The following is a 15852-nucleotide window of genomic DNA, read 5'->3' as shown; positions in this document are numbered from 1 at the left end:
ATCCGGGGTTTGCGATCGCATTGCCGACCGCGTTTCCGGTGGCTGAGGTCGGCGAACACCGTCCGCGGTCACCGGATCGGCGTAGCCGGACACTTCAGGGGATCAACGCCCGTGAGTTCGGCGCTGACCGCCCACAGTTCGGCCGCGACGTCCGGATCGGTCATATGCGCGTGGGGTGTTTCGCGGTGTGGTCGGCCGCGGAGGCCGAGAACCCTCGGCCCCCACAGCTCACCGCCGGTGATCTCGGTGTCGAGGGTGGCTCGGACGATGGTGTCGGCCCCCGCGTGTTTGCCGTGCAGCACAACGCCCGCGGGCAGCCCGCGCAGGCGCTGGGCCGGTGTGTGGACGAACAACGGTGGCCGCGACGGGGTGAGGGAGTCCAGGGCGCCGCCGGGATGGGCGACGATGCTCGCGGTGTCGGCGCCGGATGCCCGCAGTCGGCGATCCAGTTCGAAGCCGAACAGCATCTGCGCAAGTTTCGATCGTCCGTAGGTGCGCTTGGACCGGTAATCGCGCTCGGACTGCAGATCGGTGAGATCCAGCCGTTCCGACCGCGCGGCGAAACTGCCCACCGTGATCACCCGGCCGTGCGGGGCCGCCGTCAGCATCGGCGCCAGATGCGCGACCAACGCGAAATGACCGAGGTGGTTCGTCGCGAACATCGATTCGTGTCCCCGCGCGGTCACCTGTCGCTCGGGGGCCGGGAGAAGTATTCCGGCGTTGAGCACGACCCCGTCCAGGCGCTCGACGCCGAGGGCGTCCACCGTCGCCGGCAGCGAGGACGGATCAGCGAGGTCCACGCGCACCGACATCGTTCGCGCGGCCGGAACTCGTGCCCGGATCGCCCGCATCGCGAGGTCGGCCTTGGCCGTGTCCCGGCACCCCAGCGCAACGGTCGCGCCCGCGGCCGCGAGTCGCTCCGCGACGAAGTATCCGATGCCCGCGCTGGCGCCGGTGACCAGGATCGTCTTGCCCTCGGCTCGACAGCCGCTGTGCCATGTCATACCGGCAACCCTGCCTCGGCGCTCTTGCACCGCCCTGACGTCCCACTGGCATGCGGGCCCGGCCGGGGGTGAATGCCGCGAACGGTAACCACCCGAACGCTGACGATCGGCGCGCCCGGATATATTCTCAGGTCGAGCCTTGTATTCGGGGGAATTGCGGGATCGGTCGCGTCGATGGCCCGGCCGACAGGGTGAATGAAATGTGCGACTTATCGAAAGAATCTTGCGGGAATTAACTTTCCAGACTGAATAATTAATTGCGGATAATGATATTTTCTTCTCGATTCGATTGTGCGATTTCGGCCATGGAAAGATGAGAAGAGGCTATATTTTAGAAACTCGGTGTTGCGGTCCGGATTTTCGGTCGTAACGTTGCTCTACATTTTCTGGAGTCAGTCATGAGATCCATCTCTTCCCTGGTTCGTGCCGGCGTTCTCGCTCCGGTGGCGGTCGCCACCGTCTTTTGTATGGCGGCACCGGCGAATGCCGCCCCGGTCAGTGTGAACTGGAGCTGTAAGGGCACCATTTTCGGTGTCGGCCAGACCTCGAGCATGACCACATCGGTCACCGGCACCGCGCCGAGTTCGGCGGCGTCGGGTTCGGCGGTGGCCATCACCCTCACCCCGGGTGCATCGTCGGTGCCCAGTTCGGCGTCCGGCTTCACCGTCAACAACATCAGCAACCTGAAGATGACGTTTCCGACTCCCGCGAATTCGACATTGGTCTCCGCTACCGCCTCCGGGGGTACCGTGGCCGGCACCGTCGCCACGTCGGGCGGGAATGTCGTTCTGACCGTGCCGGGTCCGATCGCCGGCGGCACCAGCTTCACGCCGCCGGCGGTGACCATCAATGTCACCGCCGGAACCCCCGGTACGCCGATCACCAGCAAGTACGCGGGGACCAGTTATACGAGTCCCGGTATGACCATGACGACCAACGTCGCATTGGTCGGCAATGTCGCGACCTCGTGTTACCCGAACCCGTCGCCGACTCTCACCACCACTGCCGTCAGCTGATCTCGCGGGCAGGCGTCACGGCGTGACGGCCGGTGTCCGCACCGGCGGCCGGTGGTGAACATGCCTGGGCCGGGTTGTGTCGGCAGCCCGGTCCAGGTCTCATCGGGTCGGACGGGTGACCGCGGTTCCTCATAGTGATTGCCCCGCTTGACGTTTGGTGCACGGGCAGTCACTCGCACCGAATTCTGTGATGCACCGTATCGCATGGGTCGGTGTGTCGTACAGTGCATGTCCGACACAGCCACGGTCGCTTCGGCGGCCTGAGCTGTGCCAGCTTTCGTGATGTTCGGCAGCCGCGGTTCGGGTTGTCGGCCGAATCGATTGACAGGAGCCCCTATGCCCGCTTCACACGACCGGCGGCGATCCCTACCGTACGCAGGGGAGATGGTGGTGCACACACCCTGATCGGCGACTTCTCTTGAGCGGTTTCATGTTTCACAGTGATCGAGGGGAAAGCTCGTGTGCCCGAGACCAATCGAACCCGCCCGGATCTCGGCCGACCTCAAAAGGGCTCTGGGGTTCTACCACGGAACAGTCGAGGATCTGACCCGCGAATTGCTCCGGGTACTGGGCGTGAACGAGACCGACCGGCGGGCACTGGAGATCGTCCTGGCCGACGACGAGAAGTCCACGACGCCGGGGATGCTGGCCGAACGGCTCGGCATCACCGCGGCCGGCGTCACGATCATGCTGAACCGGCTGGAGAAGCAGGGCTATATCGCCCGTTCGCTGCATCCGACCGATCGTCGTCGCGTGATCGTGATGGCGACCGACCTCGCGGCCCATCGCATACAGCAACTCGTCGTACCCATGATCGTCGAGAGTTACAAGATGTTGCTGAGCTGGTACGACTCCGCCGAACTCGAGATAATCGCCGACTTTCTCACCCGTGCCGGTGAATTGCAACGAATCCACCGGCAACGGCTGCGTGACGTGGATCCCTTCTCCAGGGCCTGAAATTTCGACCACGCGGCCTCGTCCACATCGACAGAAACTCGAGGCGCTGCGAGATTCGGCGCCCAGACCTTGCAGTGAAGTCCGGTCACGCGATATCCGGGCGCTGCTCTTCTCGGCACATTGATTTGGATGCCCCGCTGTTCGGCGAGGCGGCACCGCAATGCTCGTGTTCGGGTATTCGCGGAACTGCCGCAATTCGATTCTCGGGCATGTTTTCGGTGGTGCAGACGGTGTGCTCACCGTTTCCCGGCGGCCGGCGCATCCGGAGGAAGAAAGCGATAGTGGGATGCGAACCGTCGACAACGACAATCGAGTGGGTGAGCCGCGGGCTCGAGTTCCGCGGTGGTGCGGGCGGCCGCCCGCGGAGCCTCCGGCCGAGCGGTTCCGGCGGCGGTTCTCGCGCGCGGGTGTGGTCGCCGCGTTGATGTCGACGGCGATCGGGATAACGCTCGTGGTACGAGCGGATTCGGGCCCGCCGGTGCGTGTGAACGATTCTCGGGCGTACTCGGGTGAACGCACCGTGCAGACATTCGACGGCGGCGCCTCGCGAGGCGACATCGCCGCGGCGAATACGAGTACGGCCTTCGATGCCTCGAGCGAACTCCCCGTACCGGTCGACGTCGCGGGCGATACCGACGCGGCTGCCGATCCCGGAACCGCCCCACCGGCCGCCGATCCCACCGACCCGGGCTCCGGCCCGGCCACTGCGACGGAATCCGCGCCGCCCACGACGACGGATCCCTCGCCTCCGAGCTCGACGGGCGGTTCGCTCGGCGCGAGTTTCTCTGCCACGGCGAGCCTTTCGATCCAGCTCGTGCCCGGCGTGCCGGACTCGGGCCTCGTCGTCCCGCCTCCGATATCCACGGTGCCGACGACCCCCGCGCAGACGTCGACCGTCACGGTGACGGCCGACCCGACTACGGCGACCACGACACTGCCGTCTACTACGCCGACGACACCGACTACGACGGCACCGACTACGACGGCACTGACTACGACGGTGTCCGCCACCGCAGCACCGACTACGACACGGCCGACGACCACGCCGCCGGCACCGACTACGACAGCACCGACTACGACGGTGCCCGCCACCGCAGCACCGACCACGACACGGCCGACCATCACGCTGCCGGCACCTACCGACACCGCGACGGCACCTGCCGGCGCTTCGGCCAGGACCACGAGGGTGTCCCCACGCACCACGACGAACACCGGTGCGGCGAGTGCCGCGCCGTCACCGGAGGCGGTCACGACCTCCGGGTCACCGACAACCCCGGCGACGCGATCTACGACGACGGCGGCGCCGAAGACGACCGCGCCCCCGCCACGTCCGAAGTCGGCGCGTCCGACGGCTCCGTCGCTTGCTCATCCGCCGGCCACGTCGCCGAAAGTCGCAGAGGGATAAGCGGTTACATGGTCGAGCGAGGCGGTGCACGCGAGCATCCGCGGTTGTCGGCCGATCGTTCACGGCGCGCCTACGTCGCCGGACGGGACTCCGGCTGCCAGTCGTAGACGACGGTGGTGCGCAGGACGATGTCTTGAAGCGAGTGCCGGCGCGAATCGACCGCCACCCAGAACAATCCGATCGCGAACATCACGCAGAACACCGCCCGCAGCAAGGCCCGCGGCCATCCCACGAGTTCGCCGTCGCGGCTCACCACCCGCAGTCCCATCATCACGGCGCCGACGGTGCGTCCGCTCACGGCCCAGCATCCGGTGAGGTACAGCACCGACACCACGATGAATATGCCCGTCGACATGACCGCGCCGGTGTCCGGCCACGCGAAGTTCTGCGGCGAGAACAGCAGTCGAGCGAACGCCAGACACAGGTAGAGCCCGGCCATGATCGCCAGGACGACGGCGATATCGACCCCCGATGCGATCGACCGGGTCACGATTCCGGCGGGGCGATGGGCAGGGGCGCTCACTCCGCGCCCGATTCGGACGGTGTGCGCCGAAGCAATTTCCCGACGAACCCCGCGACCGCGTCGTCCGCATGCATCCCCTGGCTTCGGATGCCGAGAACCGCCTCCGCGGACATCGAGTCGGTGGATTCCCGGATGATCCGGGGGAGATCGACACCGTCGATCACGGTGTCGGCCAACCCGACCAGGTCGACCCGTCCGATGATCTTGTCGACGTCGATCCGCTCGGCCACCGCGTCGAGATCCACGTTGTCGACGACGATCGCCGTGAGATCGACGGCGCCGACCGCGGTCCGCACGATCCGGCCGATCACCGCCTGCAGCACCCGCTCGGTGAGATCGTCGACAGCTTCCAGCGTCTCGGCGCCGCGCTGTCCGAGCTCCGCGAGCACCGGCTCGACGCCCGGCACGTGCCGGCCGACATCGAATCCGAACCCCAGTACGCGCCCGGCAGCTCCGCCGACCTTCGCGGCGGCGCCGACCACCAGGTTCACCGGCCTCGACATCGTGGTGCCGTCCACATCACCATCAAACTCGCTCGGCGCCGCGGGGGTATGCCTTTCGAGTTATTCCGTTTTCAGACGTCGGCCGAGCTCGGCCGGCCGGGGACGCGGGCGCGCTGCCAGATCCGGCGGGACGTCGCCAGCGTGTCGCCGCCCAGCTCCGGTGGGGTCGCCCAGATGCGGCGAATCCGTTCGGTGGTCTCGAAACGCGGCCACCCGGGGTCGCCGGTCGCGGCGAAGGCGAGGAAGGCGTCGCGCATCGCCGCCGAGAGGTCGGCGAAGTCCGGCGGGATCTCCGGCCCGATGAGCTGCGCGGCGAGCGGGCCGCGGGGGGTATCGAAGGTGAAGGGAACGTCCAGGCCATGGCAGGCCCTGAGTGCGCCGTCGCGTGCCGGACTCGGCCAGGCGAACTCGTACAGGTAGGTGTCGGTTCCCGCTTCGGCGGCGGCCTCGGCGCACCACAGCGCCGGCATCCGGAACAGGGCGTCGGAGAGGATCAGAGCGTGCAGTTCCTCATCGGTGCTGCCGGGATTTCCGGTTCGGAAGGTCCGGGCCGCGTCCGCGTCGAGACCGCAGGAACGGGCGGTCTCTACGGGGTCGGAGCCGGACAGGTCGACATCCGCGGTGAACATCCGAGCCTCGTCCGTGGTGAATCCGCACACGAGTTCCCGGTTGGCTCCGGACGCTCGGTGGTCGAACCAGGGTGGGGCGTCGAACAATTCGCCGTCGACGATCATCGAGTACGGCGCGTTCGGATGGGTCCACCGGCCCGGCTCTGCCGCCATGACAGCCACCGGCTCCATCTGTACCGCGTGTATCGCTTCGGGCGGCAGCTCTGCCAATGCGCCGACCGTCAGGCCCACGACCGACGACGCACCTGCCGACTGCCCCATCAGGGTGACCGCGTCCGGATTGCCACCGAAGGCGGCGATGTTGTCGTGCACCCAGCCGAGTGCGGCGATCTGGTCGAGCACGCCGTGATTGCACGGCGCGTCGGAGCCGGGGCCTGGAAGCGGCGGATGCCGACCAGGGGCGCGGCATAGGCCCTCACCGACCCGCGCGACGCCGAATCGACTGTGCGCGACGTACTTCGAAGCATGATCCCCGGAGCAGTCCCCGATCCCGCGGCCGAACAACACCCCGACGACACCTGGCGCATCCAGATGATGGCATGGCTGGCCGTGGTCAACCGGGCCGCGCGAAACCCGGAGATGTCATCCCGCCTCTCCGCCGGCTCCGACCGGCTGGCGGAAGCGATCGCAGCCACCCTCCCCGCGCCCCGACACCCACGCGAGGACGCGCTGTCCACCGCGCGCGGACTCCTGTCCCTCGTCGAAGGCCTGCTACTGCAACTGGCCCGTGGCGACATCGACCCGGCTCGAGCATCCTCGGTGGTCACCCGCTTCGTGGCCCTCGCCTTCGACGCGTCCCGATAGGCGTTCGCCAGGTCGAAGCCAGGTCATGGCTTACCGATCACCGCTGTGAAGTCTCGAGCCCAGGTGGTGCGGGTTCTGGCTCGATCAGACCTCCCGGGCGGCGTTCGATGATCACGAGCGGGATTTCGCGGTGGGTTTTCGCCTGGTAGGTGTCGTAGAGCGGAAAGATCGCGGTCATGAGGTGCCACAGCGGTGGTTTCTCTTCGGCGGTCGCCGGTCGCGCGCGGGCGGTGAATTTCTCCGCTCCGACTTGGATTGTGACGTCGGGGTCCGCGAGCAGGTTGAGGTACCAGGCGGGGTGGGTGGGGGATCCGGCGTTCGAGGCCACCAGGACGTAGCGGTCGTCGTCCTCTCCGTAGATCAACGCGGTGCGCCGGAGCTTTCCTGATTTCCTTCCACGTGTGGTGAGCAGCAGCGTGGGCCGGCCTTGGTAGAGGTGGCCACTCTGCCCGTCGGTCTCGACGTAGTCTCGGACGTGGTCCGCGACCCAGTCTGTCGGGCTGTCGTGGACGTCGTCGGGTTCGGGCGCCGAACTCTCGGACAGGCTGTGCAGCAGGTGGTATCGCGTGAATCCGCTGTCGGTGACCCCGGGGAATTCTTTCACTCGCCGCCAGCCGCTGCCTGCTCCGATCATGCCTTGGCCGGACCGTTCGATCGCGTCGCGGTGGGCGTCCGCAGTTGTCCATTCCGCGTAGGGGAGCACTCGGGTGCCGTCGGTGCTGACGTGGAAGTGGCCGGAGATGCCGCCGGGGTGTGGGTCGGTTTCGCCGGCCATTGCGTCGAAAACCGTATCGACCCAGCGTCGTTGCCGATCGGGATCGGGTCCGTCGAATTCGACGTCGAGGATGACGATGCATCCTGGAACGGGTGGATTCACCCCGACGCTGCTGCGATACAGCCGATATTCGACCGCTTCGATGCCTGCGAATCCGGTCAGATACTCGCGGCCGGCTGCGCCGTTTCGCCACTGGGTGTAGGTGACGTTCTTCTCACCGTCGGTGCTCACGAATGCGGTGCACGAGATGAGTTCCTTCGGCCAGGAGCCGCGTTCCAGATCGGCGAAAACCTCCTCCGCCGCCGACCTCACGATCAGGACGGTGTCGACGTCGGGATGTGCGATGTCGGGCAATACATTACGGGCGATCATGGTTGATTCTCCGTCATTGTCGGTTGGGGGCGGTTCAGGCTGCGTAGGGGTGCTCGGATCGAGCGGTTTTCAGCGCTCGGCCGAACCAGAGGAGTTGATCGATCAGCTTCGCGGCGGCGGCGTCACTGGCCGCCGTGGATGTCAGCTCGCCCGATTCGCTCACGGCGTTGTGAAAGCTCACGGTTTCGCGAACAGTCACCGCATGCAGTTCGGTGAAGACCTGCCGAAGGTGCTCGACTGCGCGAAGCCCACCTGCCATGCCTCCGTAGGAGACGAATCCGATCGGCTTGGCGTGCCACTCGGTGTAATGCCAGTCGATGGCGGTCTTCAGTGGCGCGGGATAGCTGTGGTTGTACTCCGGTGTCACCACGACGAATGCGTCGGCCGCCGCCAGGCGCGGGCTGACAGCCCCCAGCGCCGCGGCCTCCAGCGCCCCGAGGTCGGTCGACAGCCGTTCAGGCAGAGGCGATTCCGCCAGGTCGATGACATCGACGACGATTCCCGCGCGCTGCTCGGCGTGTTCGACGAACCAATTGGCGACTGTCGGGCCGAATCGACCCGCGCGGGTGCTGCCGACGATCACGGCGAGGGTCAGTGGACTTTCGGATGCGATCATACGAAAAAGTCTCGAACTTAAACACGAGTTCAAGTCAAGGTAGTGTGGCCCGCGTGACACCGCCGCATCCTGAAGTCGCCGAAGTGACGATCGGCGAACTGGCCGAACGCAGTGGCGTTCCGGCCTCGGCGTTGCGGTTCTACGAGCGGCAGGGGCTCATCCACAGTCGTCGCACCATCGGGAATCAGCGGCGCTATACCCGTGCGACGCTGCGGCAGGTTGCCTTCATCCGCGCCTCACACCATCTGGGCATTCCCCTGTCGGTGATCGGCAAGGTCCTGGCATTGCTGCCCCCCGGTGAAGTACCGGGCCAGGAGTTCTGGGCCAGGGCGTCCGATTGCTGGGCCGAGGACATCAACTCCAGAATCGCGCGGCTGGAACGGATGCGCGATCGGTTCTCCGAATGCATCGGCTGCGGCTGCCTGTCGTTCCAGCAATGCGCCCTCGTCAACCCGAACGACGAACTCGGCAAAGAGGGTCCGGGCCCGCGGCGGCTCTTCGACAACTGAGGCGTCGCTGCCTCGCAGGTTCGTCGGCCTCGAACACGGCGGCGGTTTGCCATTTTCGGTCCCGTCGTAGTTGGCCATCGCTCTCATTCGCCTCGTAGATGAGCTGATCGAGACTGCCGATCATGCCGCTGGTGCGGGCGTGCGGGTAGGGCGCCAGTTCGACTGAATTCGTGGGCGGTTCGGCGGATCTGTTCGATCGTCGTCGCGCGTGATCGCAATCGGGTTGTCGCTGTTGGTGATTGCGGTGGCCATCTGGTGGCCATCGTGACACCCGCCGCCGAAGCGACTTGCGCGCGCGAATGTCGACCCGGCATCTTTTGAGTTCCGCTATACCTTGATGATCTCGATTCCTTTCCCGCACAGCAGTATCAAGTCTTCGGGATCGGAGGTGAGGATGGTGACCGGGGGCGTGGCGCTTCGTGCGACGGCGGCGAGGACTGCGTCGATGACGTATTTGTAGCCGTCAAGCTGGTGGGTTCTCAGGAGGTCGGCGGCGGAGTCGCTTGTGGTGCGGGTGATTTCGTAGAGGTCGAGGCGGGAGAGAATCCAGGCGATTCGTGCTTGGCTGAGGTGGCGGTCTTCTGCTTCCAGCCGCGTCATCGCTGTCGTAGCGACTCGAATGCCTTCTTGCCGAGCGGCTTCGACGTGAATGACGACATTTCGGTCGCGATGGTAGAGCTTGGACAATCCTTCGCTGTCGAGCAGGAGAGTGCCGGGCATCAGGCCGCCCCGCCGAGCGCGTCTTTGTCGTGGCGCAATGCCGCCCGCGCGGCGTCGATCTTCTCTTGGCTGATCGGGTCGTGGTCTTTCGTGTAGTCGGCGACGATTTCGCCGAGCTTGTCCATGGCGACACGTTGTTCGAGTGCTTCGGTGATGTAGGCGGAGAAGCCCCCCGGGCCGACATGTTCGCGCACAGCCTCGGCGAGGTCTTCGGGCAGACTCACGGAGTACTTCTTACTACCGCTCATGGCACTTATCCTACCGGCGGTGGCATTGCCGGGGCATGAAAAAAGCCGCAGGCGATAACCTGCGGCTTCGAAAGTGGAGCTAAGGGGAATCGAACCCCTGACCTTCTCGATGCGAACGAGACGCGCTACCAACTGCGCTATAGCCCCGTGGCTCGTTTCCGTGCCAACGGAGGAGAACTTTAGCAGGTGGGGGCGGGAGATTCCGAATCGGCTGGTCGAGGTGGGGAAATGCGGGGTCAGGTGGGTTCGGGGGTGGGTGGGGTGAGGTGGAGGCCGGCGGCGGTGGCGGCTTCGGCGAGGACCGCGTCGAGCATGGCGGGGGTGAGGCGGCCGGTGAAGGTGTTCTGCTGGCTGACGTGGTAGCTGCCGAACAGTTCGACGGGGTGGCGGCCGGGGCGGGCGGGTTCGATCGAGTAGTGGACGCCGTGGCCGAATTTCGGGCGGGGGCGGGGGACCTGCCAGCCGGCCGCGGTGAGGGCGGGCATGAGTGCCTGCCAGCCCCAGGCGCCGAGGACGACGACGGAACGGACTGTGGGGGAAAGCAATTCGAGTTCATTGATCAGCCAGTGCCGGCAGCGGTCGCGTTCGTCGATGGTGGGTTTGTTGTCCGGGGGCGCGCAGTGCACGGGGGAGGTGACGCGGGTGCCGATCAGCCGGAGGCCGTCGTCGCGGCGGGTGGCGGTGGGCTGGGTGGCGGCGCCGATGTTGTAGAGGGAGGCGAAGAGTACGTCGCCGCTACGGTCGCCGGTGAACATCCGGCCGGTGCGGTTTCCGCCGTGGGCGGCGGGGGCGAGGCCGACCAGCAGCATGGCGGCGTCGGCGGGGCCGAAACCGGTCACCGGGCGGCCCCAGTAGGTTTCGTCGCGGAAGGCGGCGCGCTTCTCGCGGGCGACCTGTTCGCGCCAGGCGACCAGTCGCGGGCAGGCGCGGCAGTCGGTGAGCGCGGTGTCCATGGCGTCGAGGTCGGGATACTCGGCGGACGCTGTCGCGGCGGTGTTCGGTGTTTCGCTGGCAGCGGTGCGACGCACCATCGGTCCCTCCGTTCGGTCGGTGCACCTGCGAGTCTGCCCGTTCCGCGGTGACCGTGTCACACCTGCCGCTGTCGATAGCTGTCGGTTTGCGAGCCTCGGCACACCGTCCGGTACATGCCGATTCGTGCCTTGTGGGCGATTCGTGCGATCCGGCGCGAGGTGTTCGCGGCGGTGAGGAGAGCCGCCGATTTTCTGGATAGGGGCGGCTGTCGGTCGAAAAGCCGACAGGTCGCTGGAATCGGACCGGTCGGATGATCAGCTGTCCCGGCAGCAGACGTGCAGGTCCGTAGCTTTCGATGTTGATAGCATGGCGTTTCCAGCCGGACGGTCCGCCGCAGCACCGGTTGCGCGGCCCAACGCGATCACATCGAGAGAGTTCTTGCATGCAGTTCGAAATCGTCGAGCGGGACGAGACGTGGGTCGCCGGGCTACCGGTGCGCAGTCCGAAACGTGCGCTCGGAGAACTGCGCGACCGTGATCTCGAGGCGGCCTGGGCCGCGGTGCTGCATCAGGAATTGGGCGGCCCGCTGGCCTCCTCGTACACCGATTACGCGCCCGATCTGGGCACGTTCAATACGCAGATCGTCGGCTACGAATGCACCTCGTTCGACCGGGTGACCCGCGGGCATATCGTGTCCCGGCTACCCGCCGGCGCCTATGCGCGTTTCTCCGCGGTCGGCAATTTTCCGCAGATCATGACCGACCTGTGGACCCAGATCGCCTACGCCGAGGAACACAATCAGATCAAACGCACCTTCACCGGGGATTTCGAATGCTATCCGCACGCGTACAAGATCGATCTGTACCTGGCGGTAGACCCCCGATGACGTATTCGATCGTGGTCCGCGACGCGGCCATCTACGGCGGCCTGGTGGTGCCGCGGGTGCGGCCGAGTTTCAAGGTCAGCAACAGTGAGCTGATCGAATTCCTGCGTGACCGGCTGCGTGATCGCGAGATCGGCGGCCCGCTCTACACCGTCTACGTGCCCGATCCGGCCGGAAATTACAACGTGCTGGTCAGCTACGAATATCACGCACCCAAAGAGGTGCCGGTCGGCGATGTGATGATTTGCGTCCCGAAGGGCGTATATGCCCGATTCGAACCCAACGGTGATTATCACGATCCCGTCGAGGACGTCTGGGCGCAGGTCGACGACGCCACCGCGTCGGCCGAGATCACCCGGGCGTATCGCGAGGAGATCGAGGTGTGGCGTGGTCCCGACCGGCTGGAGTTGTTCATCTCGATTCTGGTGTGAAATTAGATTGCCATCAGGTAACCAAATGGGAACCGGGCGGTCTTTTTGTTCCGTGTGGTGTACAACACCGACTCGATGACCTCGATCGATAGCGCGCGCCACGCTCAGGTTTCGGAAGATTTGCCGGACGTCTGGTCAATTTCGGAGGGATGACGGATACTTCCCTAGGTGGCCATACCCGACACCGGCGGTAGCGCATGCCGAGCGGAGGTGGCCGAACGATCGCGCCGCGCCGCGCAGCAACAGAGTAGGAACCGTATGACTGGGCTGGATGTCGCACCGGAGGCGCTGCGACGATATGGCTGCTGACCACCCTGTGCGACCCCGCCGTACGGCCCTCGTGCCGGCCCTCGGCGAATTCTCCGCCGCACCTCTCCGCGAACTCGCCGCGATTTCATCGCGATACGTCGATACACTAGCGTCGGTTCAGGGCGGATTCATCGATGCTCGGGGCGTGGACGTCCTTCCCTTGACATGCCGTGGATAGCGCGATCGGAGACAAGGTGCCTCGGCGAACGCTCGACTCGTTGGTGACCCAGGTCGCCGCGGAGTTGATGGGTGTCGACGCCACGACGATGGTGGCGGCGACCGAACGAGTGCTGGCCAAACTGGTCGACTACTTCGACGTCGATTTCAGTTTCGTCCGCCATACCGACCGGGAACGGCGGGCGACGGTGCTGGTCGCCGAATGGCCGCCGCGCCAGGGCGTGCCCGACCCCGACCCGCTGCGTGTGGTGTATTTCGAACAGGCCGATTCGGTGTTCCGCGCCGTCGAACACGCCACCGAACCGATGATCGCCCGCCCGACGCCGGAATTCTCCGACTATCAGGAGACGATTCGCCGTTCCGGACTGACCGACGTGACGACCGCGACCGTTCCGCTGATGTCGCGCGGTGAGCCGACCGGGCTGCTCGGATTCATGAAACAGGGCGACCGGCAGTGGAGCACCCGGGAGATCAACGTCCTGAAGGCGATCGCGGCGCTGCTGGCGCAGTTGCAGGCCCGGGTGGTGGCCGAGGAACGGCTGCGCTACATCGCCCTGCACGACGACCTCACCGGATTGGCCAACCGTCGCGCGCTGCTCGAGCATATGGAGGAGCGGTTGCGTCCGGGCAGTTCGGGACCGGTCGCCGCCTTCTTCCTCGATCTCGATCGGCTCAAGGCGCTCAACGATTTCCTGGGCCATACCGCCGGCGACAATTTCATCCGCACCCTGTCGTCGCGGCTGAAGGAACATCTCGATCTGAACGACATGATCGCGCGGCTGGGTGGCGACGAATTCGTCATCGTTCCGGCCAAACCGGTGGATCCGGTCGCGGCGGAACTCGAGGCCACCCGGATTCAGCAGTTGATCACCCGCCGGGTGTCGGTGGGCGGGGAAACCGTGAGCCGCGGCGCGAGTGTCGGTGTGGCGCTGGGTATGCCGGGAGAGACCACCGTCGCCGATCTGCTGCGCCGGGCCGACCACGCGCTGTTGTCGGCGAAATCGGGTGGCGGCAACGGCGTCGCGGTGTTCACCGATGCCATGCGCGCGCAGTTCGAACTGCAGGACGACGTCGAGTTGAATCTGCGCGGCGCGGTCTCCGACGGTTCGCTGCTGCTGCACTATCAGCCCGAGGTGGATCTGCGGACCGGGCGCATCGTGGCGCTGGAGGCGCTGGTGCGCTGGCAGCATCCCACTCGCGGACTGCTGCCGCCGGGTGCCTTCGTCGGGGTGGCCGAGGCGACGAATCTGGCCGGCGAACTCGGTCGCTGGGTATTGCGCACGGCCCTGGCGCAATTCGCGACATGGCGGCGCGCCGGGTTGGCCTCGAACGTGGTGATCCGGATCAACGTCTCGCCGGTGCAGCTGGTGAGTCTGGACTTCGTGGAATGCGTCGAGGATGTGCTGCGCCGGCACGGAATCGACGGCAGTTCGGTGTGTCTGGAGATCACCGAACACGTCGTGGTCTCGGATCTGACCCGCACGCAGGTGACCTTGCGCGGACTCAAGCGCATGGGCGTGCAGATCGCGATCGACGATTTCGGCACCGGCTACAGTTCGCTCTCGCATCTCAAGGCCCTGCCGGTGGACGCGGTGAAGATCGACCGTGGTTTCGTGCAGCGGCTCGGCGCCAGCACCGATGATCTGGCGATCGTGAAATCGATTGTGGGACTTGCCGGTTCGTTCGGTCTCGGCGTGGTCGGCGAAGGGGTGGAGACGGCGGTGGCCGCGCGCACCCTGGTCGGGCTGGGCTGCTACCGGGCGCAGGGTTTCCTCATCGCGCGGCCGATGCCCGCCGACGAGGCCGAACCGCATCTGGCGGAGGGGCGGATCCCGCTCGACCTGGAACTCCCGCGGGTTTCCCGTGGGGCGCATCGGATCTGATTCCCCGGGTATGGCCGACGCCGAATCCGTGGGTTCGCCATGGCTCCTGGTGGAAACGCTCGCGCCCGTGAGTGGGCCGACCATCGTCGCCGACGGGCCTCGCGTCCGGGAATGGACGAGTCTTTCGCGCGCAGGACGCTCGCTCGGAGCGGGTGCCTCCGCCTTGGCGGCCGCGGCCGTGGAGCTGGCGGCAGCGGCCGTTCCGTCCGACTCGGTCGCGGAGTCGGCCGATAACAGGATCGTCGTGTCCGAGGGCGGCTGGACCGCGATCGCGGTGCCGGTCTTCTGCTCGTTCGGGGCAGTGCACGGGGTGCAGTTGTGGGTCGGTGCCGCCCGACAGCAGCCGCCGCCCCGCCGTGCGGTCGCGGCATGGGACTGGGATTCCGATACCGAACTCGCCCACCACGGCCCCGGCCTGGAGGAACTGGCCTTCGCCCGCGCCCGCGAACATGTGCGGGTGGTGCGCACGCCGCCGGAGGTGTTCGGGCGGATGGTGCGCTTCGACGAGCGGATGGGCTACACCGCGGTGGTGGCGGGCACCGATCCGGCCGGGCGCTGGCAGGGGGAACTGGCGATTCGCGGTGACGACGAGATCGTGCGGAACTTCCAGCTGGTCATCCGGGTGCATCGCGAGGATCCGCATTCGGCTGTTTCGACCCGGACCGCGCATATCACCCGCGCGCTGCTGCACGAGATCACCGACGTCAGCCCGCCGCGTCCGGATACCGATCTGGCGATCACCCGGGCGGTGTCGCGGTCGCCCGACGCCGGTGTCGGATTCGTCGAATTGGCGTTGGGGCTGGTGTACGAGTGGGCCAGTCCGCCGCCACCGCCGCTGGAGGGCTGGAGCACCGAACGGCCGATCGTGCACCCGGATGATCAGCGGGACTACCGGGCGGCGTTCGCGGCCGTGTTCGCCGACGACATCGACGCGCCCGCAAGGGAATTCGTATTTCGCATCCGGTTCGAACATTCGGACTGGATCGTGGTGCGGGCGGAATTGTCGAGGCTCGGTCCGGAGCGCGCGCACGGCATGATCCGGGTCGCAGCGGCCGGCTGAGCTGCACGCCGCCGGTACTCCACGCCACAAGCACCGGGAGATCGCGCCGGGATCAG

17 protein-coding genes and 1 tRNA gene are annotated in these 15852 nt (G+C 66.4%); 8 read left to right on the top strand and 10 right to left on the bottom strand.

The features are described 5' to 3' along the window. Positions 1–68 precede the first annotated feature (68 nt). Positions 69–1004, bottom strand: coding sequence for an SDR family NAD(P)-dependent oxidoreductase (locus ON23_RS23160; protein WP_039780738.1), 936 nt, complete (start codon positions 1002–1004; stop codon positions 69–71). Positions 1005–1402: 398 nt separating this feature from the next. On the opposite strand from ON23_RS23160, the gene ON23_RS39385 reads away from it, so the two are divergent. Together ON23_RS39385 and ON23_RS23150 are read left to right on the top strand one after the other, a co-directional pair. Continuing rightward, complete coding sequence (locus ON23_RS39385) at positions 1403–2020, top strand: hypothetical protein (RefSeq protein ID WP_039780737.1); 618 nt, start codon at positions 1403–1405, stop codon at positions 2018–2020. A 459-nt stretch (positions 2021–2479) separates the two neighbouring features. Next, positions 2480–2977 (top strand): MarR family winged helix-turn-helix transcriptional regulator, encoded by a 498-nt coding sequence (locus ON23_RS23150; RefSeq protein WP_039780736.1) that lies wholly within the window; start codon positions 2480–2482, stop codon positions 2975–2977. 1475 nt (positions 2978–4452) lie between these two features. Here ON23_RS23150 and ON23_RS23145 read toward each other — a convergent pair. From ON23_RS23145 to ON23_RS39380, 3 genes are read right to left on the bottom strand one after another with little or no spacing between them, the layout of a single operon-like run. Continuing rightward, the gene (locus ON23_RS23145) at positions 4453–4905 is read right to left on the bottom strand and encodes an RDD family protein (protein ID WP_039780735.1); all 453 of its coding nucleotides are present in this window, start codon (positions 4903–4905) and stop codon (positions 4453–4455) included. Then, positions 4902–5423 (bottom strand): hypothetical protein, encoded by a 522-nt coding sequence (locus ON23_RS23140; RefSeq protein WP_373282225.1) that lies wholly within the window; start codon positions 5421–5423, stop codon positions 4902–4904. Before ON23_RS23140 ends, ON23_RS23145 begins: the two co-directional genes overlap by 4 nt. 56 nt (positions 5424–5479) lie before the next feature. Next, positions 5480–6544, bottom strand: a complete 1065-nt coding sequence (locus tag ON23_RS39380; RefSeq protein ID WP_083904189.1) for a carboxylesterase family protein — start codon at positions 6542–6544, stop codon at positions 5480–5482. Between ON23_RS39380 and ON23_RS23130 the strand changes: the two genes are divergently transcribed. Then, positions 6503–6841, top strand: a complete 339-nt coding sequence (locus ON23_RS23130) for a TetR family transcriptional regulator C-terminal domain-containing protein (RefSeq protein WP_051043143.1) — start codon at positions 6503–6505, stop codon at positions 6839–6841. The genes ON23_RS39380 and ON23_RS23130 overlap by 42 nt on opposite strands. Before the next feature lie 37 nt (positions 6842–6878). Here ON23_RS23130 and ON23_RS38900 read toward each other — a convergent pair whose 3' ends face one another. Beyond that, positions 6879–7988 carry a nitroreductase family deazaflavin-dependent oxidoreductase gene (locus tag ON23_RS38900; protein WP_063821321.1) on the bottom strand — a complete coding sequence of 370 codons (1110 nt, stop codon included), beginning with the start codon at positions 7986–7988 and terminating at the stop codon, positions 6879–6881. Between the two features lie 34 nt (positions 7989–8022). Next, entirely contained in the window at positions 8023–8604 is a 582-nt protein-coding gene (locus tag ON23_RS23120) for an NADPH-dependent FMN reductase (RefSeq protein ID WP_039780733.1), read from the bottom strand. On the opposite strand from ON23_RS23120, the gene soxR reads away from it, so the two are divergent. Beyond that, positions 8595–9113, top strand: coding sequence for a redox-sensitive transcriptional activator SoxR (gene soxR, locus ON23_RS23115; protein ID WP_083904188.1), 519 nt, complete (start codon positions 8595–8597; stop codon positions 9111–9113). The genes ON23_RS23120 and soxR overlap by 10 nt on opposite strands. Before the next feature lie 327 nt (positions 9114–9440). Here the strand turns inward: soxR and ON23_RS23110 are convergent, their stop codons facing one another. From ON23_RS23110 to ON23_RS23095, 4 genes are all read right to left on the bottom strand, one after another. Then, positions 9441–9833: a DNA-binding protein gene (locus ON23_RS23110; protein WP_039780731.1), complete on the bottom strand. Its 393-nt coding sequence runs from the start codon at positions 9831–9833 to the stop codon at positions 9441–9443. Continuing rightward, a complete protein-coding gene (locus ON23_RS23105; RefSeq protein ID WP_039780730.1) occupies positions 9833–10081 on the bottom strand; it encodes a ribbon-helix-helix domain-containing protein in 249 nt (82 codons plus the stop codon). The genes ON23_RS23110 and ON23_RS23105 overlap by 1 nt, the downstream gene beginning before the upstream one ends. 74 nt (positions 10082–10155) lie before the next feature. Further along, a tRNA-Ala gene (locus tag ON23_RS23100) sits at positions 10156–10228 on the bottom strand. A gap of 89 nt (positions 10229–10317) precedes the next feature. Then, positions 10318–11034: a uracil-DNA glycosylase gene (locus ON23_RS23095; RefSeq protein ID WP_039780780.1), complete on the bottom strand. Its 717-nt coding sequence runs from the start codon at positions 11032–11034 to the stop codon at positions 10318–10320. Positions 11035–11495: 461 nt separating this feature from the next. Between ON23_RS23095 and ON23_RS23090 the strand changes: the two genes are divergently transcribed. From ON23_RS23090 to ON23_RS23075, 4 genes are all read left to right on the top strand, one after another. Further along, entirely contained in the window at positions 11496–11939 is a 444-nt protein-coding gene (locus tag ON23_RS23090) for a GyrI-like domain-containing protein (protein WP_039780728.1), read from the top strand. Next, a complete protein-coding gene (locus ON23_RS23085; RefSeq protein WP_039780726.1) occupies positions 11936–12367 on the top strand; it encodes an effector binding domain-containing protein in 432 nt (143 codons plus the stop codon). The genes ON23_RS23090 and ON23_RS23085 overlap by 4 nt, the downstream gene beginning before the upstream one ends. A gap of 554 nt (positions 12368–12921) precedes the next feature. After that, a complete protein-coding gene (locus tag ON23_RS23080; RefSeq protein ID WP_051043166.1) occupies positions 12922–14736 on the top strand; it encodes a bifunctional diguanylate cyclase/phosphodiesterase in 1815 nt (604 codons plus the stop codon). Positions 14737–14746: 10 nt separating this feature from the next. Then, positions 14747–15796 carry a GAF domain-containing protein gene (locus ON23_RS23075; RefSeq protein ID WP_039780725.1) on the top strand — a complete coding sequence of 350 codons (1050 nt, stop codon included), beginning with the start codon at positions 14747–14749 and terminating at the stop codon, positions 15794–15796. Positions 15797–15852 lie beyond the last annotated feature (56 nt).

It is taken from the genome of Nocardia cerradoensis NBRC 101014, assembly GCF_000308535.1.
Lineage (GTDB): Bacteria > Actinomycetota > Actinomycetes > Mycobacteriales > Mycobacteriaceae > Nocardia > Nocardia cerradoensis.
Note: the sequence above shows the minus strand (reverse complement) of the source record. Positions and strands in the feature narration are given on the sequence as shown.

Coding starts and splice junctions, on each gene's coding strand:
- ON23_RS23095 (WP_039780780.1), bottom strand. CDS start 11,034: ATGGACACCGCGCTCACCGACTGCCGCGCCTGCCCGCGACTGGTCGCC.
- ON23_RS23080 (WP_051043166.1), top strand. CDS start 12,922: ATGGGTGTCGACGCCACGACGATGGTGGCGGCGACCGAACGAGTGCTG.
- ON23_RS23120 (WP_039780733.1), bottom strand. CDS start 8,604: ATGATCGCATCCGAAAGTCCACTGACCCTCGCCGTGATCGTCGGCAGC.
- ON23_RS39385 (WP_039780737.1), top strand. CDS start 1,403: ATGAGATCCATCTCTTCCCTGGTTCGTGCCGGCGTTCTCGCTCCGGTG.
- ON23_RS23085 (WP_039780726.1), top strand. CDS start 11,936: ATGACGTATTCGATCGTGGTCCGCGACGCGGCCATCTACGGCGGCCTG.
- ON23_RS23160 (WP_039780738.1), bottom strand. CDS start 1,004: ATGACATGGCACAGCGGCTGTCGAGCCGAGGGCAAGACGATCCTGGTC.
- soxR (WP_083904188.1), top strand. CDS start 8,595: ATGCGATCATACGAAAAAGTCTCGAACTTAAACACGAGTTCAAGTCAA.
- ON23_RS23130 (WP_051043143.1), top strand. CDS start 6,503: ATGATCCCCGGAGCAGTCCCCGATCCCGCGGCCGAACAACACCCCGAC.
- ON23_RS23110 (WP_039780731.1), bottom strand. CDS start 9,833: ATGCCCGGCACTCTCCTGCTCGACAGCGAAGGATTGTCCAAGCTCTAC.
- ON23_RS23075 (WP_039780725.1), top strand. CDS start 14,747: ATGGCCGACGCCGAATCCGTGGGTTCGCCATGGCTCCTGGTGGAAACG.
- ON23_RS23090 (WP_039780728.1), top strand. CDS start 11,496: ATGCAGTTCGAAATCGTCGAGCGGGACGAGACGTGGGTCGCCGGGCTA.
- ON23_RS23105 (WP_039780730.1), bottom strand. CDS start 10,081: ATGAGCGGTAGTAAGAAGTACTCCGTGAGTCTGCCCGAAGACCTCGCC.
- ON23_RS38900 (WP_063821321.1), bottom strand. CDS start 7,988: ATGATCGCCCGTAATGTATTGCCCGACATCGCACATCCCGACGTCGAC.